Source organism: Rhizobium nepotum 39/7 (genome assembly GCF_000949865.1).
Classification (GTDB): Bacteria; Pseudomonadota; Alphaproteobacteria; order Rhizobiales; family Rhizobiaceae; genus Agrobacterium; species Agrobacterium nepotum.
The window spans coordinates 348292-372660 of the sequence record NZ_JWJH01000007.1; the positions used below are offsets into that span (position 1 = coordinate 348292).

At 59.8% G+C, this 24369-nt stretch carries 23 protein-coding genes and 1 riboswitch; of the genes, 10 read left to right on the top strand and 13 right to left on the bottom strand.

Annotated features, from left to right (window positions below):
• Positions 1-200 precede the first annotated feature (200 nt).
• Positions 201-2021 (top strand): serine aminopeptidase domain-containing protein, encoded by a 1821-nt coding sequence (locus RS75_RS09820; protein ID WP_045019771.1) that lies wholly within the window; start codon positions 201-203, stop codon positions 2019-2021.
• Here RS75_RS09820 and RS75_RS09825 read toward each other — a convergent pair.
• From RS75_RS09825 to RS75_RS09845, 5 genes are read right to left on the bottom strand one after another with little or no spacing between them, the layout of a single operon-like run.
• A complete protein-coding gene (locus RS75_RS09825; protein ID WP_045019772.1) occupies positions 1989-4445 on the bottom strand; it encodes a glycoside hydrolase family 2 protein in 2457 nt (818 codons plus the stop codon). The two genes, RS75_RS09820 and RS75_RS09825, sit on opposite strands and share 33 nt — an antisense overlap.
• Complete coding sequence (locus RS75_RS09830; protein ID WP_045019773.1) at positions 4442-5425, bottom strand: DUF1839 family protein; 984 nt, start codon at positions 5423-5425, stop codon at positions 4442-4444. Before RS75_RS09830 ends, RS75_RS09825 begins: the two co-directional genes overlap by 4 nt.
• 6 nt (positions 5426-5431) lie before the next feature.
• The gene (locus RS75_RS09835) at positions 5432-6340 is read right to left on the bottom strand and encodes an amino acid--[acyl-carrier-protein] ligase (RefSeq protein WP_045019775.1); all 909 of its coding nucleotides are present in this window, start codon (positions 6338-6340) and stop codon (positions 5432-5434) included.
• Positions 6341-6344: 4 nt separating this feature from the next.
• Positions 6345-7526: an acyl-CoA dehydrogenase family protein gene (locus tag RS75_RS09840; protein WP_045019777.1), complete on the bottom strand. Its 1182-nt coding sequence runs from the start codon at positions 7524-7526 to the stop codon at positions 6345-6347.
• Complete coding sequence (locus RS75_RS09845) at positions 7526-7777, bottom strand: acyl carrier protein (RefSeq protein WP_035221504.1); 252 nt, start codon at positions 7775-7777, stop codon at positions 7526-7528. Before RS75_RS09845 ends, RS75_RS09840 begins: the two co-directional genes overlap by 1 nt.
• 182 nt (positions 7778-7959) lie before the next feature.
• Positions 7960-8071, top strand: a riboswitch (TPP riboswitch).
• A 95-nt stretch (positions 8072-8166) separates the two neighbouring features.
• On the opposite strand from RS75_RS09845, the gene thiC reads away from it, so the two are divergent.
• The 6 genes from thiC to RS75_RS09880 all read left to right on the top strand — a co-directional run bounded on the left by thiC (position 8167) and on the right by RS75_RS09880 (position 13405).
• Positions 8167-9990 carry a phosphomethylpyrimidine synthase ThiC gene (gene thiC / locus RS75_RS09855; RefSeq protein ID WP_045019875.1) on the top strand — a complete coding sequence of 608 codons (1824 nt, stop codon included), beginning with the start codon at positions 8167-8169 and terminating at the stop codon, positions 9988-9990.
• A 1-nt stretch (position 9991) separates the two neighbouring features.
• Positions 9992-10996: a glycine oxidase ThiO gene (gene thiO, locus RS75_RS09860; RefSeq protein WP_045019784.1), complete on the top strand. Its 1005-nt coding sequence runs from the start codon at positions 9992-9994 to the stop codon at positions 10994-10996.
• The gene (gene thiS, locus RS75_RS09865; RefSeq protein ID WP_045019786.1) at positions 10965-11162 is read left to right on the top strand and encodes a sulfur carrier protein ThiS; all 198 of its coding nucleotides are present in this window, start codon (positions 10965-10967) and stop codon (positions 11160-11162) included. The genes thiO and thiS overlap by 32 nt, the downstream gene beginning before the upstream one ends.
• A gap of 4 nt (positions 11163-11166) precedes the next feature.
• The gene (locus tag RS75_RS09870) at positions 11167-11940 is read left to right on the top strand and encodes a thiazole synthase (protein WP_045019787.1); all 774 of its coding nucleotides are present in this window, start codon (positions 11167-11169) and stop codon (positions 11938-11940) included.
• 61 nt (positions 11941-12001) lie between these two features.
• Positions 12002-13006 carry a P1 family peptidase gene (locus RS75_RS09875; RefSeq protein ID WP_045019788.1) on the top strand — a complete coding sequence of 335 codons (1005 nt, stop codon included), beginning with the start codon at positions 12002-12004 and terminating at the stop codon, positions 13004-13006.
• Positions 13007-13009: 3 nt separating this feature from the next.
• Positions 13010-13405 carry a winged helix-turn-helix domain-containing protein gene (locus RS75_RS09880; RefSeq protein ID WP_045019789.1) on the top strand — a complete coding sequence of 132 codons (396 nt, stop codon included), beginning with the start codon at positions 13010-13012 and terminating at the stop codon, positions 13403-13405.
• Here the strand turns inward: RS75_RS09880 and modC are convergent.
• The 4 genes from modC to RS75_RS09900 form a co-directional block, all read right to left on the bottom strand.
• Positions 13374-14450: a molybdenum ABC transporter ATP-binding protein gene (modC, locus tag RS75_RS09885; protein ID WP_045019790.1), complete on the bottom strand. Its 1077-nt coding sequence runs from the start codon at positions 14448-14450 to the stop codon at positions 13374-13376. The genes RS75_RS09880 and modC overlap by 32 nt on opposite strands.
• Complete coding sequence (gene modB, locus RS75_RS09890; RefSeq protein WP_045019791.1) at positions 14447-15154, bottom strand: molybdate ABC transporter permease subunit; 708 nt, start codon at positions 15152-15154, stop codon at positions 14447-14449. The genes modC and modB overlap by 4 nt, the downstream gene beginning before the upstream one ends.
• Positions 15155-15208: 54 nt before the next feature.
• Positions 15209-16000, bottom strand: coding sequence for a molybdate ABC transporter substrate-binding protein (modA, locus tag RS75_RS09895; RefSeq protein ID WP_045019792.1), 792 nt, complete (start codon positions 15998-16000; stop codon positions 15209-15211).
• A 280-nt stretch (positions 16001-16280) separates the two neighbouring features.
• A complete protein-coding gene (locus tag RS75_RS09900) occupies positions 16281-17564 on the bottom strand; it encodes an NAD(P)/FAD-dependent oxidoreductase (RefSeq protein ID WP_045019793.1) in 1284 nt (427 codons plus the stop codon).
• 130 nt (positions 17565-17694) lie between these two features.
• On the opposite strand from RS75_RS09900, the gene RS75_RS09905 reads away from it, so the two are divergent.
• The gene (locus RS75_RS09905) at positions 17695-18621 is read left to right on the top strand and encodes a LysR family transcriptional regulator (RefSeq protein WP_045019794.1); all 927 of its coding nucleotides are present in this window, start codon (positions 17695-17697) and stop codon (positions 18619-18621) included.
• Positions 18622-18722: 101 nt separating this feature from the next.
• Positions 18723-18959 carry an Lrp/AsnC ligand binding domain-containing protein gene (locus RS75_RS09910; protein ID WP_003516842.1) on the top strand — a complete coding sequence of 79 codons (237 nt, stop codon included), beginning with the start codon at positions 18723-18725 and terminating at the stop codon, positions 18957-18959.
• 251 nt (positions 18960-19210) lie between these two features.
• Here RS75_RS09910 and RS75_RS09915 read toward each other — a convergent pair whose 3' ends face one another.
• From RS75_RS09915 to epmA, 3 genes are all read right to left on the bottom strand, one after another.
• Positions 19211-19399 carry a hypothetical protein gene (locus tag RS75_RS09915; protein WP_045019798.1) on the bottom strand — a complete coding sequence of 63 codons (189 nt, stop codon included), beginning with the start codon at positions 19397-19399 and terminating at the stop codon, positions 19211-19213.
• A 378-nt stretch (positions 19400-19777) separates the two neighbouring features.
• Positions 19778-20842, bottom strand: coding sequence for a lysine-2,3-aminomutase-like protein (locus RS75_RS09920; protein ID WP_045019800.1), 1065 nt, complete (start codon positions 20840-20842; stop codon positions 19778-19780).
• Positions 20839-21903: an EF-P lysine aminoacylase EpmA gene (gene epmA, locus RS75_RS09925; RefSeq protein ID WP_045019802.1), complete on the bottom strand. Its 1065-nt coding sequence runs from the start codon at positions 21901-21903 to the stop codon at positions 20839-20841. Before epmA ends, RS75_RS09920 begins: the two co-directional genes overlap by 4 nt.
• A gap of 251 nt (positions 21904-22154) precedes the next feature.
• On the opposite strand from epmA, the gene efp reads away from it, so the two are divergent.
• Complete coding sequence (gene efp, locus RS75_RS09930; RefSeq protein WP_045019803.1) at positions 22155-22724, top strand: elongation factor P; 570 nt, start codon at positions 22155-22157, stop codon at positions 22722-22724.
• A 113-nt stretch (positions 22725-22837) separates the two neighbouring features.
• Here the strand turns inward: efp and RS75_RS09935 are convergent, their stop codons facing one another.
• Positions 22838-24283, bottom strand: coding sequence for an efflux transporter outer membrane subunit (locus RS75_RS09935; protein WP_045019804.1), 1446 nt, complete (start codon positions 24281-24283; stop codon positions 22838-22840).
• Positions 24284-24369 lie beyond the last annotated feature (86 nt).

Below are 24369 nucleotides of genomic sequence, written 5' to 3' on the forward strand. Positions count from 1 at the left end.
AAATAGCGCCCGTGCCAGGGCTTGCCCACCGTCACCCGCATCTGTTTTCGCAGCGCCTGCGTCACAATCGATATAAACGCGACGGTATTTTTAGAATTCTCTAATGTTATTGTTTTTACTATGGAACAGGCGTTAAAACACTTCGGTATAGTGATCCCCTGGATGGTTGAGCCAGACACTGGCGAATGATTGCAAGGTCAATGGCGATAGATATTTCAGAGCGTGCGAGTAGTGAACCTTCTCCAGATACGTTGTCGCTTTTCGGCGTTGCATCGGATGGAGCGATTGCGCGTCCGGTTTCTTTTGAGGGGTGCACGGGTATTTTCCATCCGGCGCGCAAGGAGATCAAGCGGGATCATGCGGTTCTTTTCGTCAGTCCCTGGGGCATGGAGGAGTTGTGTAGCCGCAAGTTCCAGCGGGTTCTGGCTGAGCGGCTGGCCGCGTCCGGCGTCGCCAGCCTGCGGTTCGACTATCATGGCGCAGGTGATGCACTCGATCCGGAAGACGTGGGCCGGACCGCGGACTGGCTTGCCGACACGCGGGCAGCATTCGATTATCTGAAGCGGCTTTCCGGTTGTTCCGGGGTGGTGGTCCTCGCCCAGGGACTCGGTTGCCCGATCGTCGTGCAGGCGCTTGCCGATGCGGCGGCTGCCGGTTCCATGGCGCTTCTGGCCCCCGTCGTCTCCGGCCGCGCCTATCTTCGCGAGCTGGCAATGTGGTCGTCCATGATCGACGACGGCCTTGGTCTTCGCCCCGGCCAGCGTATGGCGGAGGCGGGGGCAATTGCGGGCATGGCCATGCCGGCAAATGTTGCCGACGGGATCAAGAAGATCAATCTTGCAAATCTGGATGCCGCTCCAGCGCGCAACATTCTGGTTCTGTCGAGACCGGGCCGGGTAACCGACAGCGATTTCGCCAAACGCCTCACCGCGATCGGTGTTGAGGTGGAAGAGGCGGAGTTTTCGGGTTACGACGATCTCGTCTCCAGCCCGACGCTCTCGAAAATATCCGGCGATGTGGTGAACCGGCTTCATGACTGGGTCCTGTCGAAGACCAGTGCCGGGGATGCGGCGGGGCAACAGGAAGATTTTACCATCAATCCCCCGCAGCGCGGTCGCGGTTTTTTCGAGCAGCCGGTGCAGTTTGGTGAAGACGGGCGGCTTTTCGGAGTTTTCTGCGTGCCGGACGATCGGCAGGCGGTTTCTTCGGTCCTTCTTCTCGGCGCGGCTTACGACCGGCATGCGGGTTGGGGCAGGCTTTCCGTGCAGACGGCCCGCGCTCTTGCGCGTGGGGGCGTCGCCTCGCTCCGGTTCGACGCGGCCAATATCGCCGACAGTCCTCCCGTCGAAAACGCGCCCGATCAGGTCCTTTACGATGTCGCACAGAATGACGACGTGGCCGCCGCGCTCGATTTTCTCGGCCGGCGCGGCAAAGGACCTTTCATTGCGGCGGGGCGGTGCAGCGGCGCCTATCTTGCCTTCAACAGTGCGCTTGCCGACGACCGGATCAGCGCTGTGGTTGCGGTCAACCCGGTTGTCTTCCACTGGCGGAAAGGCCGCTCGGTCGATGAGGCGCTGCACAAACGACCGCGTTCCTTCGGAGAATACAGCCAGCGTTTTCGTCAGGGCGCCACATTCAAGCGTCTCCTCAGTGGTGATGTCGATGTGATGAGCGCCGGGCTGAACATCGCCAAGGCGACACTCAAAAAGCTTTCGACAAAAACGGCAAGGCTTTTCCGCAGCAGCAGCGAGGAAGGGCGTGCCGTCTACAGCGCTTTTGAAAAGTTGAAGGCAAAAGGTACAGCCATCAGCCTGCTCTATAGCGACAATGACGACGGGCTCGAACATTTCCAATATTATTTCGATACCGATGGCAGGGGGCTATCAGCCTACCGGAATGTATCGCTGACGATTATTCCCGATGCCGATCACAATCTTTCGACGCCCGAAGCGAAAAGAGCCTATATCGATGCGGTGATGCGGCTGGCTCTAAAAGGAAAATCGCCGGCTGGAACCCAGTGACATCACATCGCCTGAAGGCGGCGTTTCGGGTGCCGCTGTCTCCGGCAGAAGGCTGATTTTTCTGGTCTCTCCGGGGACGAGATGGAACCAGTTTTCCGAGGCGCTGTAACCTTCCGCCGCGACATGAACCGATTGCGCCAGCCGGTCCGTACCGATCTCTAGCGACCAGTTACCTTTTTCCTCGCTGACCCCCACCTGAAGATTGGCGGCGTGCAGCGCCTTTTTCCGGCCGAGTGGAAAATGGAATGCGTCAGCGATGACATGCCCGGTCGCAACCTCGCGAAGCCGGGCCACCGTCACATCATGGGATGGCGGGCCGAACCGGTAGGCATAGGTCGTATCGAAGAAAGCACCGAACAGCTCGGTTGCGGCAATTGTCTGGCCCTGTCGCGGCAAAAGCGTCAGCGGCCGTTTGGCGTGGACGACGGGCTGCGTGCCGTCACGCAGGCAGGTCAGTTCCAGCATGGTTTCCAGGCCGTCGCCGGTTTCGTTGACGAGATGAATGTCCAGCCCGTTGGTTCCTTCATCGGAAAGACTGACCTGTATCGGTCGAAACGCTCTTTTCAGCGCATGCCAGACCGATTTCGGCCTGCCGGTGGCATCGATGACGCCCCAGCCCGCGCCGGGAACGAGATCCTGCAGGGTCCAGACCAATGCGCCCCGGCACGAGGAGGCGTCGCGACGCCATTCGGCGAAGGTCGCTTCCATGACCTCGGCGGTAACGGCTCGGGACATGTCGAGATAGAGGCCGCCATCCTCGCGTCGCAACACGTCCGGTTCGACGTCGTAAAGCAGCTCCAGATAATGGTCGCGAACATCCTCGAAATCCCAGGAGGCACCGCGATCGCGTGGCGTGCGGGCCTTCCATCGCGGATCGTGCGTCGCCAGTGCAGGGAGATATTTGTCCAGCGTTTCCTGTTCGGGAATATTGGCAAAGGCGAGGCATTCGGCGGCAAAGCGCACGTCGGCCCGGCGGGCATCTTCCAGCGGCCGGCAATAGGCGCCCACGCCATAATAATGGCCGATCCCGGCATTGGGGAAAAAGGGCAATGTTCCACCCGAGGGGGAGTTTGCCACGTAGACCGCATCGGGCCGTTTCCCGGCCAGCACGTCCGGCAAAATGTCCTCGGTGAGCGTTCCTTTCCATATCTGTTCCGGCAGGCCGAGCATCGCGCCCTGCTGGTACATTTCGCTACCGCCGCAGAAAATGGCGAGCGAAGGCGAAAGAGCTGTCGCTTCGAGGAACTGCGAGATTTCCGTGACGATATGCTGCCGGAGGGCATCATCTTTTGCCGGATAATCGAAGTTGGCGAGCATGGCGTCCTGCCACACCATGATGCCGAGTTCGTCGCAAAGCGCGAAGAACTCCGGTGTCTCATAAGCCATGGTGCCACCGACGCGGATCATGTTCATGCCGGCTTCGGCAGCTTTTTTGAGCCATGGCTCATAGTCCGGTCTTGTTCCGGGCAGGCGCACGATGTCGGCTGTCGTCCAGGCCGCACCGCGACAGAAAACGGATTGCCCGTTTACCCTGAGGCCGAAACCGTTGCCATCTTCGCCATAGTCGATCTCCAGATTTCTGAAACCGGTGCGGCCGAGCCGATGTTGCTTACCGTCCAGTTCCAGGATGATTTCGTGCAGCGCCGGTCTGCCATGGGTGTGCGGCCACCAGGTCTCGACGCCGGGTATGTTGAGTTTGCCTGAGAGCTTGCCGTTTTCGTCCCTGGAAAGATCGGTGCTGTAGCCGGCGCAGGTAAGCCGCGCGGATTGGAGGTCTCGGCTTGTCTCGAGGGTGATGTTGACCGTTCCCGTGCCGGTTTCGTCGAGCGAGGACCGGGCCGTGCAAAGCACGCTTTCCTGCCCTATCAGGCTGATGGGCCGCCATGGACCGCCAGGATGAATTTCCGGGCACCAGCCCGGCATATATCCGAGCGCCGAGGTGCGGATCAGCCGCAACCCCTGTGTGTTCATCATCTGCGGTCGCCAGCGGGCGCGGGGGCCGGTTTTTTCGAGCCTTGGCGAAAGCGCCCGGAAGCAGATCGACAGTTCGTCCGCGCCTGTCAGCTGGACTGGAACCTCCAGCCTCTCGAACATGCTCTGGCTGGCGGCGATCAGTTCGCCATTGAAGAAGATTTCCGCAATTGTCGACAGACCGTCGAAGCGCAGGATCGCCCGCTCCCGGGCATCGGAAATCATCGTCAGGCGATACCAGGCATCCCTGTCGTTAAGGGGTGTCGGATTGAAACGGTCGAATTTCCCGGCCAGTTCCAGGGCCTGCGCCACCGTGCCGGGAACGGATACGTGAAGGCTTTCAAGGGCTGCGGGAATATCGGAGGGCGTCTCGCAGGCATCGGCCGGCGTCAATGTCAGCGTCCAGCCTTCGCTCAGCAACTTTTCGCTTTCGCCGGGAAGATAAGTCCTCACGCGGCCTCGCTGGCGTTCGACAATTTTGCCGCAAGGGCGTCCATCACGCCATCCCATGCTTCCGCAGCCGGATCGAGCACGGAGGCGAGCGCATCGAACTTGCGGCGCGTGACGGCGCGGGCAAGCTGAAACTGCACGGTCTTGGCGACTTCGGATATGCGCAGCGCGTGGTCCCTGGCTTCAGAAAAACCGTCTTTATCCAGCCATTCGAGGTGGCTTGCCGCCAGCTCGAAATTGGCGCCGAGCTGGCGCAGCGTGTTGAAGGCATATTTATGGAAAAAGCCGAAGGGCCTGTCGGCGACCTTTTCCACCTGTGCCGGAAACACGGCTGCAAAAGCCCTGACCGGGTTGGCGGACGGCCGTCTCGAAAAATGAAACTTCAGCAACCGTTCGGCCGTCTTGCGGATATGCGCCTGTGATGGATTGCCGTCTGCGAATTTCGCGAATTCCGTATAGGGCAGGAAGGGCGGATCGGTTTCCGCTAGATGATGCTGGAACAGGCCGTCAAAGTCTTTACCCGACAAATGGAAGAAGCCGGCATTGTGGAAGTAGTCGAGTTCCCGGTTTGCCAGATCCAGTCGGTTGATGGCGATGGTGGTCTTGCCGTGCTCCTTCTGGTAGCCCACCCCATGGGTATCGGGCATATGGAAGCTGTCCATCTCGATCAGGCAGATACGGCCGCGTTCCAGCTGGGCCTCGATGTGGTTTTCCACCCGATCGAAGATCGCAAGCTCCGTGGCGCGAACGCCATAGAGCGCTTCGAGATCCTCCAGCGGCACCTTGAAGAAGGTGAACTGGTCGCCCTCAAAATCCTGCGTCAGGGTAAAACCGAACATGGCTTCCGGCGGCAACCCTTTCGAGGCGAGTACCTCGATCCACAAATCGATGTAGCAATTGGTCTCCGGCCACATTCTGTCGGACGAATGGAGCGGATGCTGCACATAGTTTTTGGGATCGAGGCCCGGAAAAATCTGCCGCATGAATGGTCAGCCCCAGAGCGTTTTCACAGCCTTCGCAGGCCATTTTTTCACATCCAGACCGTGATGCGCAAAGAGCGCCAGCGCAATGCGCTCAAGGCCGAAGCCGACGCAGGCGGTGTGCGCCACATCGCCATTGTCAAGGTTCAGGTCCCATTTCTGGCCGAAGGCGTCCTGATGGTAATTGAAACTCATGCAGGCCGTCGGGTTTGTGGCGGAGGTAACGGGGATCAGCAACTCGAACTTCAGATTCTGATCGCGCTGATTGTTGGCGAGCATCTTGCCGGCGCGGCCGAAGAAGGGATCGTTGGCCACATCGATCGTCACCTCGAGGCCTACTGCTTCCATCATCGCCACGCCGCGGTCCATCCATGTCTGGCGGAATTCGGTGACGTCGGTTTCAGTGCCCATGCGCACATATTCGCGCATGCGGAAAAGCTGCTGGCGCGCCGGATCCTTGGAGGGTTCATGGCGGAAACAATAGGACTGGATATCGTAGAGCCCTCCGCCGGCGGGCAGGGCGCCGCGTTTGGCAATCGTCGGGTAAAGCGGGTAACAGGCCGCCGGCGTCAGCACGATGTCGGTGGCTTTCTGGTCCTTGGTCCAGTCTTCGCCCTCATCCATGGATTTCAACAGACTCACATGATCGAGTTCGCAGCCGCAGAAGGAGTGGACCGTACCCGCCAGTTGCGGGAAGCTCTTCATGTAACCGCTCTTTTCAAAATAGGCGCGGTTGATGCCCGGCGGAAAACGGATCGCTTCGGCGCCGTCAGCGCCGCCCGTGCGGTCGATCAGCCGTTCGAATGCGGCAATCACGTCCTCGAACTGGCCGCTGCGCCCATAAAGACCATCCACACCGGTTTCAATCAGTAGGCCTTCTTCGAACAGTCGATCGAGAAACGATGTTTGCATGTCCATGGTGTTATCCCAAAAGGCTGGTGTCCTGCCTGTGAACCAGCAGGAGATTGGCGGAATTGCCGAGAATTCGATCGTTGGAAATCATCAGGCGGGCGGAATGCGCGTCGCGAAGGTGCCGGCCAAGGCTATAGGGCGTACCGTTCTTGTAACCCATGATGCCGCAGATCAGCATGGCATGGTCGATGATCTCCAGAATGGTTTCCGAAGAGCAGATCTTCACATTGTTCATGGCGACCGCAAAGGCCATGGACATCAGCTTGTCCGGATCGCTCTTGGTATCCTCGTAAGCCTTGATGCCGGCGATGATGTTGGATTTGACCACCTGCAACTTGGTGGAAACTTCGGCAAGACGAATCGCGCCGGGTGGAGCGACGCCGGGCGACTTGCGTGCCGCTGTTCTCACGAAGGACTGGGCGCGCAGCACGGCGTCGGACGCGATGCCGTACCAGACGGCGCTCCACAGGAGATGGGAGCTTGCAAGCATGGATTGCGCCGCGATTTCCGCAAATGGTTTGGGGAAGATTTGCGCGGCCGGTGCCTCGCCGCGGAACAGGAAGCCGTCCGAACACGTGCCACGCATGCCGAGCGTGTCCCAGATATGGGTTTTTTCGAGCGTATATTGATTTTTGAGGAATACGGTCATCACCTGATCGGCGGGCGCGGCGTCCTTGTGGGCGCGCGAGGTGATGAGAATGGCATCCGCATTGCTGCCGTAGGAAATGACGGTAGCGTCCTTTTCCAGCCGGCAGAAATCGCCTTCGACTTCGATCGCGCAGATGGAGTTGCGCAGATTGCCGCCGATACCGCCTTCGGTGGTGGCCGAGCCGAGCAGAAGCTGTTCGTTGGCGATGCGGCTCATGAAACCCGCATGCCATGCGCTCGCCTCGCCATGTTCCACAAGGCTGGAGGCCTTGATGTGGTGCATGGCGAAAATCATTGCCGTTGCCGAACAGGCCTGGCCAAGCCGGGCGCAGATATCGGCGATTTGCTGTATGGATGCGCCTTCGCCGCCAAGGGAGGACGGGACCTGAATGCCGAGAAGGCGCTCTTGTCTCAGCGCCTTGACGGCTTCCTCGGGGAAGCGACCGGTGACATCCACCTCATCCGTGTGTTTGGCTGCAATTGCCGCGACACGGCCTGCGCGCGCGGACAGCGTTTCATCCTGCGGCGCTACTGTCACATTCATCAGGCTGCCTCTTTACCATCCAGAATGAGCTTAACGGTGTCTTCAATGGCCTTGATGCTTGCAAAGGACTTACGGTTCAAGAGGTTGTCCGGGAATTCGATATCGAAAGCTTCCTCGATACCCAGCATCAATTGCACCGAAGCAAAGGAAGAAAGGCCTGCCGCATAAAGATCCGCTTCATTTGCAATCGTATCGACAGGGGTTGGAAGCTGGCCGAATTTTGCCAGTATTTCACGAATAGTCGCATTCATTCCGACGTATCTCCCACGAATTTCACATCAGGATGGTCTATGCTTATCGTTACGTTGCAAACGATAATATTCGCCTAAACCATTAGGTTAATTACAACTAACGGCAGCATGCGCCATCCGCGCATCTTTGCCAAGAGTTCATGGGCGCTCTTGACAAATGTCGGGCGGTGTTTTTTGCTGTGGCCATTCACCAGGGGTGTCCCGTCAAGGGGCTGAGATTCTGCTTTTATGCGCAGTGACCCGTTGAACCTGATCCAGTTCATACTGGCGTAGGGACGGTGCAAAGACCGAGGGTCGGATTGCGTGTTACGGGCGCTTGTCGACACGTCGGTATTTTCCATCATTCCGGCTCGAACTGGGTCTCCACTGTCAAACTTTGGAGCCTCATGATGAATATCGTTGCCAAGAATATCCCGCTCACGGTCACAACCGGGCCGCATCCCGCCTCCACGAAAATTCATAAGCCCGGAATATTGCATCCGCATATTCGCGTGCCGATGCGCGAAATCGCCGTCCACCCGACGGCGGGCGAACCGCCGGTGACGGTCTATGATTCGTCGGGCCTCTATACCGATCCCATGCATGACATTCTGATCGAAAAAGGCCTGCCGCGCCTGCGCCACGCATGGGTTGTGGCGCGCGGCGATGTCGCGGCTTACGACGGGCGACATGTCAAGCCGGAGGATAACGGCTTTGCGACCGGCGAGCGCCTGACGCCCGAATTTTCCGTGCGCCACCAGCCGCTCAAGGCTACGGAGGGCCAGGCGGTGACCCAGCTTGCCTATGCGCGGGCGGGTATCATCACGCCGGAGATGGAATTCATCGCCATCCGGGAAAATCTCGGGCGCGAGGCGGCGAAAGAGACGCTGATCCGCGATGGCGAGAGTTTCGGTGCGCAGATTCCCGACTATGTGACGGCGGAATTCGTCCGTCAGGAAGTCGCATCGGGCCGCGCTATCATCCCCGCCAACATCAATCACCCGGAACTGGAGCCGATGATCATCGGCCGCAATTTCCTGGTGAAGATCAACGCCAATATCGGCAATTCCGCAGTCACCTCCTCCATGGCGGAAGAGGTGGAGAAGATGGTCTGGGCGATCCGCTGGGGCGCCGATACCGTCATGGACCTTTCGACCGGGCGCAACATCCACAATATCCGCGAATGGATCATCCGCAATTCACCAGTGCCGATCGGCACGGTGCCGCTTTACCAGGCGCTGGAGAAGGTCAACGGCATTGCCGAGGATCTGAACTGGGAAGTGTTCCGCGATACGCTGATCGAACAGGCCGAGCAGGGCGTCGATTATTTCACCATCCATGCGGGTGTGCGGCTGCATTATATCCCGCTCACCGTCAACCGCGTCACCGGCATCGTCTCGCGCGGCGGCTCGATCATGGCGAAGTGGTGTCTGCATCATCACCGCGAAAGCTTCCTCTATGAGCATTTCGAGGAGATTTGCGACATCTGCCGTGCCTATGACGTTTCCTTCTCGCTGGGCGACGGTCTGCGGCCCGGCTCGATTGCCGATGCCAATGACGCTGCGCAATTTGCGGAATTGGAAACCTTGGGAGAATTGACGCAAATTGCCTGGGCAAAAGACTGCCAGGTCATGATCGAAGGCCCCGGCCATGTGCCGATGCACAAGATCAAGGAGAATATGGACAAGCAGCTGAAGACGTGCGGCGAAGCGCCCTTCTACACGCTCGGGCCGCTGACCACGGATATCGCGCCGGGTTACGACCATATCACCTCCGGCATTGGTGCCGCGATGATCGGCTGGTTCGGCACGGCGATGCTCTGCTACGTCACGCCGAAGGAACATCTCGGCCTGCCTGATCGTAACGACGTGAAGGTGGGCGTCATCACCTACAAGATCGCCGCCCATGCGGCCGATCTCGCCAAGGGTCATCCGGCCGCACAGGTGCGTGACGATGCGCTGTCACGCGCTCGCTTCGAGTTCCGTTGGGAGGACCAGTTCAACTTGTCGCTGGATCCGGAGACGGCGCGTTCCTTCCATGACGAGACCTTGCCGAAGGAGGCGCACAAGGTTGCGCATTTCTGCTCCATGTGCGGGCCGAAATTCTGCTCGATGCGGATTTCCCACGATATCCGCGCCGAGGCGCAGAAGGAGGGGCTGGAGGCCATGGCCGCGCGCTTCAAGGAAGGTGGCGAGCTTTATATGCCGCTCGCGGCCCCGGCAGACGGCCAGTAGCATGCGTGTTCTTGTCAAGGGAACGGGGGTCGCCGGTTTGACGGCGGCCTTCGAACTGGCACGAAGCGGCGTGACCGTCGAGGTTTCGGAGCGCAATGCCGAAGCCTCGCGCGGCGCATCCTTTTATGCCGGTGGCATGCTGGCGCCCTGGTGTGAGCGTGAAAGTGCGGAAGAGCCGGTTTTGACGCTGGGTCAGACGGCGCTCGACTGGTGGGATGAGGCGACACCCGGCCTTGTCGTCCGAAACGGCACGCTGGTCGTCGCGCCCGCCCGCGACAAAGCGGAGCTGTCGCGTTTCGCATCCAGAACCAGTGGATACCGTTGGGTGGATGAGTGCGAAATCGCCGCTCTGGAGCCCGATCTTGCCGGGCGGTTTCGCTCCGGGCTGTATTTTGCGGGCGAGGGGCATCTCGATCCGCGCCTTGCGCTGAAATCGCTTTATGAGCGGCTTTGCGGCATGGGTGTGCGGTTTCATATGGGCGTCCCGGTGGATGAACAGCCTTTCGACCGGGTGGTGGATTGCACTGGCCCTGCGGCGGTGGGTGTGGTGCCCAACCTCCGCGGCGTGCGGGGAGAAATGCTTTACCTCGCCACGTCAGAGGTTTCCCTGTCTCGCCCCGTCCGGCTGCTGCATCCGCGTATTCCGCTTTACATCGTGCCGCGCGAGCCCGGCCGTTTCATGGTGGGTGCGACGATGATCGAGACGGAGGATGCGGGGGCCATTTCCGCCCGCTCGATGATGGAGTTTCTGAACGCCGCCTATGCCGTGCATCCGGCCTTCGCGGAGGCGGAGATCATCGAAACCGGAACGGGTGTGCGTCCGGCATATCCCGATAATCTGCCTGATGTCACTGAGGACGGTCGGACCATCTTCATCAACGGCGCGCACCGGCATGGCTTTCTGCTGTCCCCGGCTATGGCGCGGCAGGCGGCTGAAATCGTCTGCCAAAATATTTCTGGAAAGGAACAGGATCATGAAACTTCTGGTGAATGGCGACGAGCTTGATCTCGCGACCGAGACACTGGCGGATTTGCTCGCCAGCCTCGATTACGAGGGCGACTGGCTGGCGACGGCGGTCAATGGCGAGCTTGTTCATTCGGAAGAGCGCGCCGATTATCAACTGAGGGCGTTCGACCGTGTCGAAATCCTCTCGCCAATGCAGGGAGGTTGAGGCCATGCTGACGCTTTATGGCCGTGAGGTTTCGTCCCGCCTTCTGCTGGGTACGGCGCGTTATCCGTCTCCCGCCGTGCTTGCCGATGCGGTGCGGGCCAGCAATACGGATATTCTGACGATTTCGCTGCGCCGGGAAACGGCGGGCGGCAAGAAGGGCGGCCAGTTTTTCGAGCTGATCCGCGAGCTGGATCGTTACATCCTGCCGAATACGGCCGGTTGCCATACAGTGAAAGAAGCGGTGCTGACTGCGAAGATGGCGCGTGAGGTTTTTCACACCAACTGGATCAAGCTGGAGGTCATCGGCCATCACGACACCTTACAGCCCGATGTCTTTGCGCTTGTCGAGGCGGCGAAAATTCTCACCGACGATGGTTTCGAGGTCTTTCCCTATACGACGGACGATCTTGTCGTCGCTGAAAAGCTGCTGGATGCCGGCTGCAAGGTACTGATGCCCTGGTGCGCGCCGATCGGCAGCGCCATGGGGCCGCTCAACCTGACGGCGCTGAAATCGATGCGGGCGCGTTTTCCTGACGTGCCGCTGATCGTCGATGCCGGTATCGGCCGACCCTCGCATGCGGTGACGGTGATGGAGCTTGGTTACGATGCCGTTCTGCTCAACACGGCGGTTGCCGGCGCGGGCGACCCGGTCGGCATGGCGGAGGCTTTCGCCCGTGCCATAGAGGCTGGTCATCAGGCTTGTCTGGCCGGACCACTGGAACCGAGGGATATGGCCATTCCCTCTACACCGGTGATTGGCACTGCGGTGTTTTCGTGATTCACCTTTTGCGTTGACAGTACCCGGTGGCGGCGGGATACCGGGAGAAAAGGGGAACGGCATGGCGGCACGCAACAATCTTCTGACGGATATCGATGGCGTTTCGGTTGGCAATGTGACCGATCTCGCACTCGGCTCCGGCGTTACGACAATCGTTTTCGAAAAGCGCGCTGTCGCTTCCGGTTCGGTTCTCGGCGGGGCGCCCGGCGGTCGTGATACCGGCCTGCTTGATCCGGCAATGACGGTGGAAACGGTGGATGCCTTTGTGCTGTCCGGCGGTTCGGCCTTCGGGCTGGATGCGGCGGGCGGCGTTCAGGCCGGGCTTCGCGAAATCGGGCGCGGCCTGCAAGTCGGTTCCACCCGTGTTCCCATCGTGCCGCAGGCAATTCTCATGGATCTGCTGAATGGCGGCGATAAGGAGTGGGGTCTGCATTCGCCCTATCGCGAGATGGGATATGCGGCTTTCAGGGCGGCGCGTGCCGAGCCTTTCGAGCTTGGAACGGTCGGTGCGGGAACGGGGGCGACGACCGCCACCTTCAAGGGCGGGCTCGGTTCGGCAAGCGCTGTCAGCTCCGGCGGTTACAAGGTGGCGGCCATCGTCGCCGTCAATGCGCTCGGTTCCGCAACTGTCGGAACTAGCCGCCATTTCTGGTCCGCGCCTTTTGAAGCGCAGAGCGAATTCGGCGGTTGCGGTTTCCCTGATCGCTTTGAGCCGGATCATACCGCGTTGCGCCTCAAGGGCGTCAATCTCACGGCGACGACCATCGGTGCGGTGGTGACAGATGCAGTCCTCACCAAAGCACAGGCGCATCGCCTTTCCATCATGGCGCATGACGGGTTGGCGCGCGCCGTGCTGCCGGCCCACCTGCCGAGCGACGGCGACACCATGTTTGCGGCTGCGACCGGCGAGAAGCCGCTTGAGGGCGGGGTTCATTTCGCGGAGCTCTGCCATCTCGCCACCATCGTGATGGCGCGCGCGGTGGCGCGTGGCGTCTACGAGGCGACGGCCCTGCCGGTGGAAGGTGCGCAGAAGGCCTATCGTGATCTTCATGGCCGGGGCCTTTGAACGATGAGCGAGACACGTCCGCCACTGAACCCGGTTCTCCGTATCGATTTTCCACCCGGAGAGCGTCTCGGGCACGGCAAGATCGAATTGATGGAACTGATAGTCGAGACCGGATCGATCTCGGCCGCCGGGCGGGCGATGGACATGTCCTATCGCCGTGCATGGCTGCTCGTGGATGCGCTGAACCATATGTTCAGGCTGCCGGTGATCGAATCCCAGCGGGGCGGCAAGCAGGGTGGCGGCGCTGCGCTGACCGCTTTCGGTACCGAATTGCTGGAACGTTATCGCGGCATGGAAAAGCGGATGAACGAGGCCCTGCGTCAGGATATCGACTGGCTGGAGGCCAACCGTAATCCGGATGCCGCCTTCAATAGGGATCGAGAGCCGCCGACTTTATGATCGCATGCACCGGCCTTCCGGGCTCCAGCTGAAGACGTTCGCGCGACAGATCGGTGATGCGCGACTGGATGAGATCGCCGCCGCAATCCACCTGAATGATCACCATGCCATCTGCGCTGGCTGAGATGCCGGCAATATGACCTTCGAGAATATTGAGCGCGCTCAGACCTTCCGGTTTTGTCGTGGCGAGCATGACATCGCGCGCCGGTATCAGCACGCGCGCAGATGTGCCGGGCGCTGCTTTTTTTGCCGGAACCTGCAGCAGCGCCGAGCTGAGCCTTACGGCGGCAAGCCCGTGCCGTTCATCGAAGCTTTCGATGTGGCCGGAAAGGATGCTGCCCGCTTCGCGCCGTTCGAGATGGCCGCTGAAGTCCGGCCGCGACAGCACGTCGGCCGCCTGTCCCTGCGCCTCCACCTTGCCGTCCTTCATCACCACGATGCGGTCGGCGAGGCGGGCGACTTCCTGAATGGAGTGGCTGACATAGACAATCGGGATTTTCGTTTCGTCGCGCAGCCGTTCGAGATAGGGAATGATCTCAGCCTTTCGCTCCTCGTCCAGCGAGGCGAGCGGTTCGTCCATCAAGAGTAGCCTGGGTGAAGACAGAAGTGCTCGGCCGATGGCGACCCGCTGTTTTTCTCCGCCGGAAAGCTTGTCGGGGCGACGTTGCAAAAGATGGCCAATGCCCAGCATGTCGACGATGCGGTTTTCATCCGTTCCTGCCGCCTTTTCCATGGCGAACCATTTGCCGTAGTTCAGGTTCTGGGTCACGCTGAGATGGGGAAACAGCCGCGCTTCCTGAAAAACATAGCCGAAACGGCGCCTGTGCGCCGGCAGGAACAGCCGTTTTTGGCTATCGGCCAGCACTTGGCCATCCAGCGAGACCCGTCCTTCATCTGGCCGCAGCAGACCTGCGATGATGCGGATCATCGAGGTCTTGCCGGAGCCGGATCGTCCGAAAAGTGCTGTGACGCCACCTTCGGAGGTAAAGGATGCATCGAGCACGAAGGAGCCGAGGCGGTGGCGGGTGGTGACTGAAAGCGTCATTCCATGCTCACCCGTTTTCCGATGATGCGGGCGAGAAACTCCGAGACGAGCAAAGCGAGCATGGAAATCACGACGGAAATGATGGTCAGCCGCAATGCGCCGGCATCGCCGCCGGGAACCTGTGTGAAGGTGTAGATGGCGGCGGACAGCGTCTGGGTCTCGCCGGGAATATTGGACACGAAAGTGATGGTCGCGCCGAATTCGCCCATGGCCTTGGCAAAAGCGAGGATCATGCCCGCGATGATGCCGGGCAGGGTCAAGGGCAGGGTGACGGTCAAGAACACCCATAGCGGGCTTGCGCCCAACGTTCCCGCTGCTTCCTCGAGCTTGCGGTCCACCGCTTCGATGGAGAGGCGGATGGAACGGACCATCAGGGGAAACGCCATGACGGCGCAGGCGAGTGCGGCCCCTGTCCAGCGAAAGGAAAAGACGATGCCGAACCAGCTATCGAGAAATTGGCCGATAGCGCCCCTGCGGCCGAAGAGGACGAGCAGCAGAAAGCCGGTGACGACGGGCGGCAGGATGAGCGGCAGGTGGACGATGCCATTGAGCAACGACTTGCCCCAGAAACGGCCGCGCGCCAGCACCATGGCCACCAGAATGCCGAAGGGCAGGCTGGCGAGCATGGCAATGGAGGACACCCACAGGCTGAGCCTGATCGCCATCCATTCTTCAGGGCTGAGTGTCCACCAATGCAAAGCCATATCTCGCTATCGTCATCTCTTTCGGCCCCAGATCGGAGGCCCGCGATGCGCAGTTTATTTCAAAACGGTAAAGCCTTGCTTTTCAAAGAAGGGGGCCGCCTTTTCGGACTTCAGGAAATCCAGATAGGATTTTGCCGCCGGCGATTTTGCCTCGGAGAGAATGGCGACCGGATAGATGATCGGCGGATGGCTGTCTTCCGGGAAGGTGCCGACGATCTTGACGCCGGGATCGGCAGCGGCGTCGGTCTGGTAGACGATGCCATAGGGTGCTTCGCCGCGCGATACGAGCAGCAGGGCGGCGCGTACGCTTTCCGCGCCGGCGACTTTCTGCTCAATCGAAGACCAGATGCCGAGTTTTTCCAGCGCCGCCTTGCCGTATTTGCCGGCGGGAACGGAATCGACCGCGCCCATGGCGAGGTGACCGTCGCCCACCAGCCCGGCAAGATCGAAGCCCTTTTTAATGTCGACCGGTTTCGCCTTGTCGGCCGGGGCGACGAGAACGATGCGGTTGCCGAGCAGATTGGAGCGGCTTTCAGCCTCGATCAGCTTCTTGTCGGCAACATAATCCATCCAGGCGAGGTCGGCGGAAATGAAGATATCCGCCGGCGCGCCCTGCTCGATCTGTTTGGCGAGAGCGGAGCTTGCGGCGTAGGATACGGTTGCATCATTGCCGCTTTCCTTTGCCCATTCGGCATTGATGGCATCAAGCGCGTTTTTCATGCTCGCGGCGGCAAAGATCGTGATTTTTTCGGCGGCATGGGCGGGAACGGCCGCGAGGGACGCCGCCACCCAGAGGGATGTAGCCGCGGTGATGGTTTTGAAGAAGGTGCGACGCAAGAGTCTCATGGTGTGTCCCCCGGTTCGAGATATTCTGATGAATATATCGATGCCTATAGAGCAATCATTATATTTTCAAGAATATATCGATGTGTTTGGAAAAAGCAGAGGCCTATGGGCGGATCAACTTGTGCGAAGCCGCTGAACTCAGGTTCCGTCACCCCGGACTAGATCCGGGGTCCAGCGCGCGCCATGGCTGGATGCCGGGTCAAGCTCGGCATGACGGAGGGAGTTTTTTCGTCCACACCCTTAACTTAAGCGTCTTCGATGGTAGTTTCAGCGTTTCTGATCAGAAGCGTTCACCGGCGAAATGCGCAATCTGCGCGCCCGCCTCATAATAGGCTTCCTTCACTGCACGGAAGGCCTGGGCTTTTGGTTCCGTCAGGGGCAGGGGTAACTCGTTTTCAGCGATATCGCCGAGAATATGGTGTGCAATCACCTTGCCGAAGGCTGTGCCGGGCGCGATGCCTCGGCCGTTATAGCCTGAAAAGCCGACGACATTTTCTGCGAATTTATGGAAGCGCGGCACGGCATTGTCGGTCATGCCGATCTGGCCGTACCATTCACATTCGAATTCCGTATCGCCGAGTTGCGGGAAAAGCCGCCTCAGCGACCGTTTCGCCCAGGCTCGGTGAATGGCGGCACCCGGACCGCGCAGGGCGCCGACGCTGCCGAAGACCAGCCGGCCCGCTCTGTCCATGCGGAACGATGACAGGATTTCCTTTGTATCCCAACAGCCTTCGCGGCCCGGCAGAATACTCTTTTGCAGGTTGTCGCTGAGCGGTCTGGTGGCGAAGTTGAAATAGGGCAGGTAGGTCTGCTCATCGCGGACGATCTGCCATGGCCCGGTACTATAGGCTTCGGTGGCGACGACGATCCAGTTGGCGGTCACTGATCCCTGCGGCGTCTTGACCACCCATTTTCCGCCGACGCATTCGGTCGCCACCACAGGGCTTGCGGTGTGCAGCCGCGCCCCGGCCTTTTGCGCGGTGGCGGCCAGACCGCGAACATAGGCAAGCGGCTGGAGGGTGCCGGCGCGCGTGTCGAAAAGCGCGCCGGAATAGCCGGTGCTGCCGGTGCGTCTTGCCGTTTCGTCGGCATCGAGAACGCGGACGGGCGCGCCCCGCGCAGCCCATTGTTCACAACGCTCGCGAATTTCGGCGAGGCCCTTTTCACCGACGGCACAATGCAGCGTGCCGTTTTTTTCGATCTCACAGGGAATCCCGTGTTTTTCCACCAGCTCACGCACGAGAAGCGGCGCGTCGCCCAGAAGGTCGAGAAGCCGTTCACCGTAGGTCTCACCCAGCACGCCGGGCAGCTCCTTCGGCATGACCCACATGCCGCCATTGATGAGACCGACATTGCGGCCTGCGCCGCCGAAGCCGATCTCCTTTGCTTCGAGAAGAACGACGTCCACGCCCTTTTCGGCAAGATGAAGGGCGGCGGATTGTCCGGTAAAACCGCCGCCGACAATCACCACGTCGGCAACCGCAGCACCTTCCAGAGCTGGCGTTGCAGGCGGTTGCGGCGCGGTCTTTTCCCAGAGGCCGTGCGAGTGGGGGTCGTTATACATCGTTCCACCATGTTCCGGGCGAGTTCATTTGTTTTTCGTATGAGTGACAAGCCCTTGTTTATGAGACTTTACAAGCGGCCATGCCTGTTGAATATCGACATATCGTCAAGAGTTCATTCCGTGAGGGAATATGGTTCTTCCGCCTCGCCGTTTTTTACCTTCGCTGTCTCTGCTTGCGGCTTTCGAAGCCGCCTCGCGCGCGGGCAGCGTGACAGCCGCTGCAAAAGAACTGGGGCTGACGCAGGGGGCTGTCAGCCGGCAGATACTTGCGCTTGAAGAGCAGCTTGGTGTGGCACTGTTTCTGCGCGAGCGGCAGACGATCCGGCTGACCCGGGCGGGGGAGGGCTATGCGCGGGAAATCCGCGAGGCGTTGCGGCGCATATCGACGGCGTCGCTCAATCTGCGCGCCAATCCCGATGGTGGCACGCTCAATCTCGGTGTTCTGCCAAGCTTCGGTGCGCGCTGGCTTGTGCCGCGCCTTCCCGATTTCATCGCCCGACATCCGGGCATTTCGGTCAATCTTCTGACCCGTTCGTCGCTGTTTGATTTCCGCACCGATACCGTCGATGCGGCGATCCATTTCGGATTGCCGCATTGGCCCGGAACCGAGCTTGTGTTTCTGATGCATGAAAAAGTCGTTCCGGTGTGCAGCCCGGCTTTCAAGGAGCGGTACGGACTTTCGCAGCCAGGCGATTTGCTGCATGTGCCGCTGCTGCATATGACGACCCGGCCGGATGCCTGGGAACAATGGTTTCGCAGCCGTGATGTGCGTTTCGACAATGTACATGGCATGCTTTTCGATCAGTTCACGACGATTGCCGAGGCGGCGAGCGCCGGGGTCGGGGCATCGCTCATTCCGTCCTTCATGATCGAGGAGGAGTTGCGAAGCGGTCGGCTTGTGGCGGCGGTCACGGGGGAGGTGGAGAGCGAAGAGGCCTATTATCTCGCCTGCATGCCTGATCGTGCCGGTTATGCTCCGCTTGAAAGTTTCCGAAGCTGGATCGTTTCTCAGGCCGCTATTCGGACAGGGCGCAGCGGGGAAGACTTTTCGGCGTAAACCGGTGGTCGGTCTTGCAAGACCGGCGCGGCTCAGCCAATAGTGCGCCATGACGTGTGGCGCAGCGCCACACACCGCAAGTTTCAATACGGGAGATGTCCATGAAGCCCATTTTTGTTCAGCTTCAATGCGAGCCCGGCAAGACCTACGATGTCGCCGACGCCATCTACAAAACCGAACTGGTTTCGGAGCTTTATTCCACCAGCGGCGAATATGATCTGATGCTGAAAATCTATCTTCCGCAGGAAGAGGATATCGGCAAGTTCATCAACCAGAACATCGTCAACATTCCGGGCATCGTCCGCTCGCTGACGACGCTGACCTTCACCGCGTTCTGACACGCATTTCGAGCCTTCGACCGCGCATCCGGCCAATCGAGACGTCTTATTTGGTGGTTGGGGAGAGTGCTTCGGAGGCGCTTTTTCAGCTCAACTCAGCTCAGCGCGTCTTGCGTCATGGATGACTTATGTCATCCGCTGGAAGGATTGTCAGGCAAGAGAAAAGCGCGCCATCGACCCGGTGTTCGGGATACGATATTCGGCGCGCTTTGGTTTTGACAGGGCTGTGAGCGGGTGATGGGTTTCCCGCATCAGGCCGCAGCCAAGTTCCGGTTGCGCACGAGATCGCGTATTGCAATCCGCACATCATCGGCGCTGTCGAACTTCTGTTCGTCCAGGTCGTGAACGTGGAACTTCACCGCGATGAACTTCAGCCGGTCGTTGTCCGGTATGACGATGCCGACGGGTTCGCCAGCGAATTCAATAACTTGCTTTTGCATAGATATACTCCCGCTGTGGCTAATTAACACAGCATGTTGTCGAACTGATTTTCAGAAAATTGAGACCGTCAGGTCACATTCGACAGCAGCGGGAACACATGGATTTAAATCCAGCATTCCAGGACTCAAGACCTAGGGTTGCGTTGATGCGAATATATTTTGACATGACACACTCCCTGTATTGGTGTTGGCCCAGAATCAGGAGGATCGCTCTCCAGTTCCACACTGATAATCCAGGCCACCACTAAAATCAATGCTGATTGTTATAGGTAGAATATTTTTCTGTATGATGACAGGAGAGGGGCGGAAATGTGAAATTTTTGTTTTTGTGCGAGACCGCCTCGAAAAGCCCGACGCATCAGGCTTTTTACGCTTCTTTTAATCGTCGTCAGATGCTGGCGGTGGGTAAATATGATCGTTTCCGTTGAAGTCGGAGACAGAGTAACAGCCATCACGGGTTTTTTCGGCCGCATTTCTGCCGATCATGGCCTTGCCGTGACCACCCGGTATGTCGAGGACATAGGTCGGCTGGCAAAGACCGGAGACATGTCCCCGCAAGGCGGAGACGATTCGCTGCCCTTCTTCAATCGTCAGCCGGAAATGGCTTGTTCCAGGCGCAAGATCGGGATGGTGCAGGTAATAGGGCTTGATACGGGTTTCGACAAAAGCGCGCATCAGCTCGGCGAGAACTGTCGGATCGTCATTGATGCCCTTCAAAAGCACGGTCTGGCTGACCATGGCGATGCCGGCGTCGATCAACCGCGCGCAGGCGCCTTTGGCTGCTTCGCTAAATTCGCGTGCGTGATTTGCGTGCAGGGCCACATAGGTGGTTTTGCCGCTGGCCTTCAGCGCCTCAATCAGCGGGCTGTCGATACGATCGGGATCGACGACCGGCACGCGAGTGTGGAAGCGAACGATCTTGACGTGCGGTATGTCTTGCAGCCGCTTCATCAGGTCGGACAGTCGCCGCGCGGAGAGCACCAGCGGATCGCCGCCGGTGAGGATGACCTCCCAGATGGCCGGGTTGGCTTTTATATAATCGAATGCGGCGTCCAGCTCTTCCGGGCTCATCATGCCGTTGCCCTGCGGCCCGACCATTTCGCGGCGGAAACAGAAACGGCAATAAACCGGGCAGATATGAACCGCCTTCAAAAGAACCCGGTCCGGATAACGGTGAACGATGCCGTGCACGGGACTGTGGGCGTCATCGCCAATCGGATCGTCCCGCTCTTCAGGGAGATGGACGAGTTCTGCCGGGTCCGGCACGAATTGCCGGGCGATGGGGTCCTGCGGATCGCGGTTGTCCATCAGGCCGGCAACCGCTGGGGTGATGGCGAGCGCATAACGTTGCGTGACTGCGCGCAGCTCCTCGAGCGCCTCGGCCTCGATCAGACCTGCCTCGAGAAGCGCTTCGGGTGTCTTGATGGTTTCAAGCCTTGTCATCGGCCATATTCCGCGACGGGCGCCCACATGACGAGATCAATGCGAGGAGCGCCGGTTGCCAGCATCACCAGCCGGTCGAAGCCGAGCGCTATGCCGCTTGCCGAAGGCATGATCGCCAGTGCCGCCAGAAAATCCTCATCCAGCGGATAGGTCTCGCCGTAAACCCGCTGCTTCTCGGCCATCTCCATTTCGAAACGTCGTCTCTGCTCGGCGGCGTCGGTCAACTCGCCGAAGGCATTGGCAAGTTCCACGCCGCAGGCATAAAGCTCGAAACGTTCCGCCACCCGCGCATCCCGCGGTGACTTGCGGGCAAGGGCCGCTTCGCTGGTGGGATATTCGTCGAGAATGGTGACGCGGCCGAAGCCGAGTTCGGGTTCCACCCGCTCGACTATGACACGGCTGAACATATCCGCCCAGGTGTCGTCATCGGCCACGCGGATGCCGGCATTGGTGAGGCTGGCGGCGAGATGCCGCTCGTCCGTTTCACCGTTTCGGCCGATGCTCGCCAGAAGGTCAATTCCCACATAACGCTCGAAGGCTTCAGCGACACTCAGGCGCTCCGGCTCCAGGAACGGGTCAACGCTGCGGCCGCGATAGGTGAAGTTCTTCGTCTTGGCTGTTTCAGCGGCGAGCGCCAGAAGATCGGCGCTGTCCTTCATCAGGGTCTCGTAGGTTTCTCCGACCCGATACCATTCCAGCATGGTGAATTCCGGGTGATGCAGCGGACCTCTTTCCCGGTTTCTATAAACATGCGCGAAACATAAAATGCGTTCCTCACCGGCCGCGAGCAGCTTCTTGCAGGCGAATTCGGGCGAGGTGTGGAGATAGAGCGGGGCGGCGTCGCCGGCCGGCGTCAGGCCCTGTGTGGCGAAGGCGTGCAGATGTGCCTCGTTACCGGGGGAAACCTGCAACGTGGCAGTGTCGACTTCTAGAAAATCGGCGCGCGCAAAATGTCCGCGGAACGCCAACTGGATCGCATTGCGTCCAAGCAGGAAAGGGCGGCGGTCGGCATGGACATCGGGCGTCCACCATGGCGACATTGTCTCGTTGCTTGAGCCCATCTCTCTTTTCTTTTCCGTCTCACCTGCGGCGCTTCTCGCGGATAAACGGCCCGCAAAACGCCTGATCGCATCATTTAAAGCAATTCCGGGCGGAAAACCGCTAGGCACTCTTCCGCGAATTGCTGTAGAAGGCTGGCAATTCGCGTGGATTTAAGGTAGTTGCGCCCCAGAAAAAAGACAAAACGTCTGCCGGGGCCGGTGCTGCCGCGCAGTCCTTTACGACGCATTTCATCGAGTTACAAGGAAGTCATATGGTCAAGGTTATCGCCTCATCCGTCCGCAAGGGCAATGTTCTCGACGTGGACGGCAAGCTTTACGTCGTTCTTACCGCGCAGAACTTTCACCCGGGCAAGGGCACGCCGGTCACGCAGGTGGATATGCGCCGCATCGTTGACGGCACGAAGGTTTCCGAGCGCTGGCGCACCACCGAGCAGGTCGAGCGCGCTTTCGTCGAAGACCTGAACTTCCAGTTCCTCTATCAGGACGGCGAAGGCTTCCATTTCATGAACCCGGCAAACTACGATCAGGTCGTGGTCGATGTCGATACGATGGGCGATCAGAAGGCCTATCTCCAGGAAGGCATGACCTGCGTTCTTTCCATTCACGAAGGCAATCCGCTGGCTGTCGAACTGCCGCGCCACGTGACGCTGGAAATCGTGGAAACGGAACCGGTTGTGAAGGGCCAGACGGCTTCTTCTTCCTACAAGCCGGCAATTCTCTCCAACGGCATCCGCACCATGGTGCCGCCGCATGTCGACGCTGGCGTCCGCGTGGTCATCGCGACGGAAGACAATTCCTACGTCGAGCGCGCCAAGAACTGAGCCTGATGGCTGGTTAAACAAAAAGCACCGGATGACCGGTGCTTTTTTTGTGCCTGTAACAATAAAAAGCCCGCGTCGAGACGCGGGCTTTTTCGTTTGTCTTGCGGCGTGGCTTACATGCTCTTTGCAGCGGTCCGGACCGGGCCTGCCGGCTTCTTCGGAACAGTGGTCTGGCCAACGGCGTAACCGCCGCCGAGAGCGACGTTCAGAGAGACATAGTCCTGCGCCGTCTGCTGCACGGCCTGTGCAAGGTTTGCCTGTGCGGTGGAAACCTGGCGCTGCGCATCGAGAACGTCGAGCAGCGAGGACGCGCCGTCGCGGTAGCTGGCGGTCGAAAGCTGCAGGGCTTCCTGATAGGATGCCACGGTCCTGCGCAAGGCGTCGGCCGTGCGCTGATCGCGATTGACGGCGGCCAGAGCGTTTTCGACTTCTTCCACGGCGGTCAGAACCGTCTGCTTCCAGACGAGATATTCTTCACGCGCCTGGGAGTTGGCAAGATCGATATTGGCGCGGATGCTGCCGCCATCGAGGATGGGAAGAACGAGGCTCGGACCGAAGGACCAGCCGTTTGCCGAGCCTCTGCCGCCGCCGCTGACGAAGTTGTAGCTAGGCGTGATCGCACCGCCAAGCTCGATGCTCGGATAAAGCTGAGCTTCTGCAACACCGATCTTTGCAACGGCTGCCGCAAGTTCACGCTCGGCGACGCGGATGTCCGGGCGGTTGCGAACGAGATCGGCCGGAATACCGGTGCGCGGAATGCTGCGGGCGACAGGCTGGCGCGCGCCCTTCTGCAGTTCGGCAATGAGCGACGAAGCCGGCATGCCAAGCAGCGTTGCAATGCGATGCGCCGCCTTGCGGAAGTTGGTTTCGAGGCCGGGTATGTCGGACAGCGTCGAATTGACCAGACCTTCGGACTGAACGACATCGAGACGCGAGGCCGCACCTGCTTCAAGCTGCAGCTTGGTCAGATCCAGCGTTTCGCGGCGGGAGCTGAGGTTCTGGCGGGCAATCGCCAGACGCTCCTGATAATAACGCACGTCGATATAGGCTGCGGCTACCGAAGAAATCAGCGTCAGGCGCTGGACATCGACGGTGGAGTAAGCGGCATCGAGCGATGCGTTGGCGCTTTCCGTGGCTCGGCGGTAACGACCAAAGAGATCGAGCAGCCAGGAAACGCTGAGGCTGCCGGAAGACGCGTTGGTGACCGGAACGTCACGATAGCTGCCCTTGGTTTCGCTTGTCGTGTGGCTGCCGCTGGCCGTCAGGCTCGGCAGGGAGCCTGCACCGGCCGAAACAACCTGGGCCTCGGCCTGATTGATGCGCTCGATCGCCTGCATCACCGTCAGGTTCTGGGTCAGACCGGTGGAAACGTAACCGTTCAGGCGGCTGTCGTTAAAGGCTGTCCACCATGCGACGGTGCTAATGTCGCCATTACTGGTTTTTCCGGCTTCCGCGAACTTTCCCGGCAATTGAACTTCCGGCGTCTTGTGGTCGGGTCCGACAACGCAGCCCGAGAGCAGCAGCATTGTCAGGGGAAGAGTAGCGCGAATAGACAGCATGTAATTTTCCCAATTCTCTAGTTGGCTTACCGAGCGCGGCTTACTGACAAATGGGCTGCGCGGTCGATATGCCGTAGAAACGTGCA

Bases quoted from the DNA above. Each gene is read 5' to 3' on its own strand.
- efp (WP_045019803.1), top strand. From the start codon at position 22,155: ATGGTCAAGGTTATCGCCTCATCCGTCCGCAAGGGCAATGTTCTCGAC.
- modC (WP_045019790.1), bottom strand. From the start codon at position 14,450: ATGACGCTTTCAGTCACCACCCGCCACCGCCTCGGCTCCTTCGTGCTC.
- RS75_RS09875 (WP_045019788.1), top strand. From the start codon at position 12,002: ATGGCGGCACGCAACAATCTTCTGACGGATATCGATGGCGTTTCGGTT.
- RS75_RS09830 (WP_045019773.1), bottom strand. From the start codon at position 5,425: ATGCGGCAGATTTTTCCGGGCCTCGATCCCAAAAACTATGTGCAGCAT.
- RS75_RS09905 (WP_045019794.1), top strand. From the start codon at position 17,695: ATGGTTCTTCCGCCTCGCCGTTTTTTACCTTCGCTGTCTCTGCTTGCG.
- thiS (WP_045019786.1), top strand. From the start codon at position 10,965: ATGAAACTTCTGGTGAATGGCGACGAGCTTGATCTCGCGACCGAGACA.
- RS75_RS09920 (WP_045019800.1), bottom strand. From the start codon at position 20,842: ATGACAAGGCTTGAAACCATCAAGACACCCGAAGCGCTTCTCGAGGCA.
- RS75_RS09900 (WP_045019793.1), bottom strand. From the start codon at position 17,564: ATGTATAACGACCCCCACTCGCACGGCCTCTGGGAAAAGACCGCGCCG.
- RS75_RS09845 (WP_035221504.1), bottom strand. From the start codon at position 7,777: ATGAATGCGACTATTCGTGAAATACTGGCAAAATTCGGCCAGCTTCCA.
- RS75_RS09935 (WP_045019804.1), bottom strand. From the start codon at position 24,283: ATGCTGTCTATTCGCGCTACTCTTCCCCTGACAATGCTGCTGCTCTCG.
- RS75_RS09910 (WP_003516842.1), top strand. From the start codon at position 18,723: ATGAAGCCCATTTTTGTTCAGCTTCAATGCGAGCCCGGCAAGACCTAC.
- thiC (WP_045019875.1), top strand. From the start codon at position 8,167: ATGAATATCGTTGCCAAGAATATCCCGCTCACGGTCACAACCGGGCCG.
- RS75_RS09870 (WP_045019787.1), top strand. From the start codon at position 11,167: ATGCTGACGCTTTATGGCCGTGAGGTTTCGTCCCGCCTTCTGCTGGGT.
- RS75_RS09835 (WP_045019775.1), bottom strand. From the start codon at position 6,340: ATGGACATGCAAACATCGTTTCTCGATCGACTGTTCGAAGAAGGCCTA.
- RS75_RS09820 (WP_045019771.1), top strand. From the start codon at position 201: ATGGCGATAGATATTTCAGAGCGTGCGAGTAGTGAACCTTCTCCAGAT.
- epmA (WP_045019802.1), bottom strand. From the start codon at position 21,903: ATGGGCTCAAGCAACGAGACAATGTCGCCATGGTGGACGCCCGATGTC.
- RS75_RS09915 (WP_045019798.1), bottom strand. From the start codon at position 19,399: ATGCAAAAGCAAGTTATTGAATTCGCTGGCGAACCCGTCGGCATCGTC.
- modB (WP_045019791.1), bottom strand. From the start codon at position 15,154: ATGGCTTTGCATTGGTGGACACTCAGCCCTGAAGAATGGATGGCGATC.
- RS75_RS09880 (WP_045019789.1), top strand. From the start codon at position 13,010: ATGAGCGAGACACGTCCGCCACTGAACCCGGTTCTCCGTATCGATTTT.
- modA (WP_045019792.1), bottom strand. From the start codon at position 16,000: ATGAGACTCTTGCGTCGCACCTTCTTCAAAACCATCACCGCGGCTACA.
- RS75_RS09840 (WP_045019777.1), bottom strand. From the start codon at position 7,526: ATGAATGTGACAGTAGCGCCGCAGGATGAAACGCTGTCCGCGCGCGCA.
- thiO (WP_045019784.1), top strand. From the start codon at position 9,992: ATGCGTGTTCTTGTCAAGGGAACGGGGGTCGCCGGTTTGACGGCGGCC.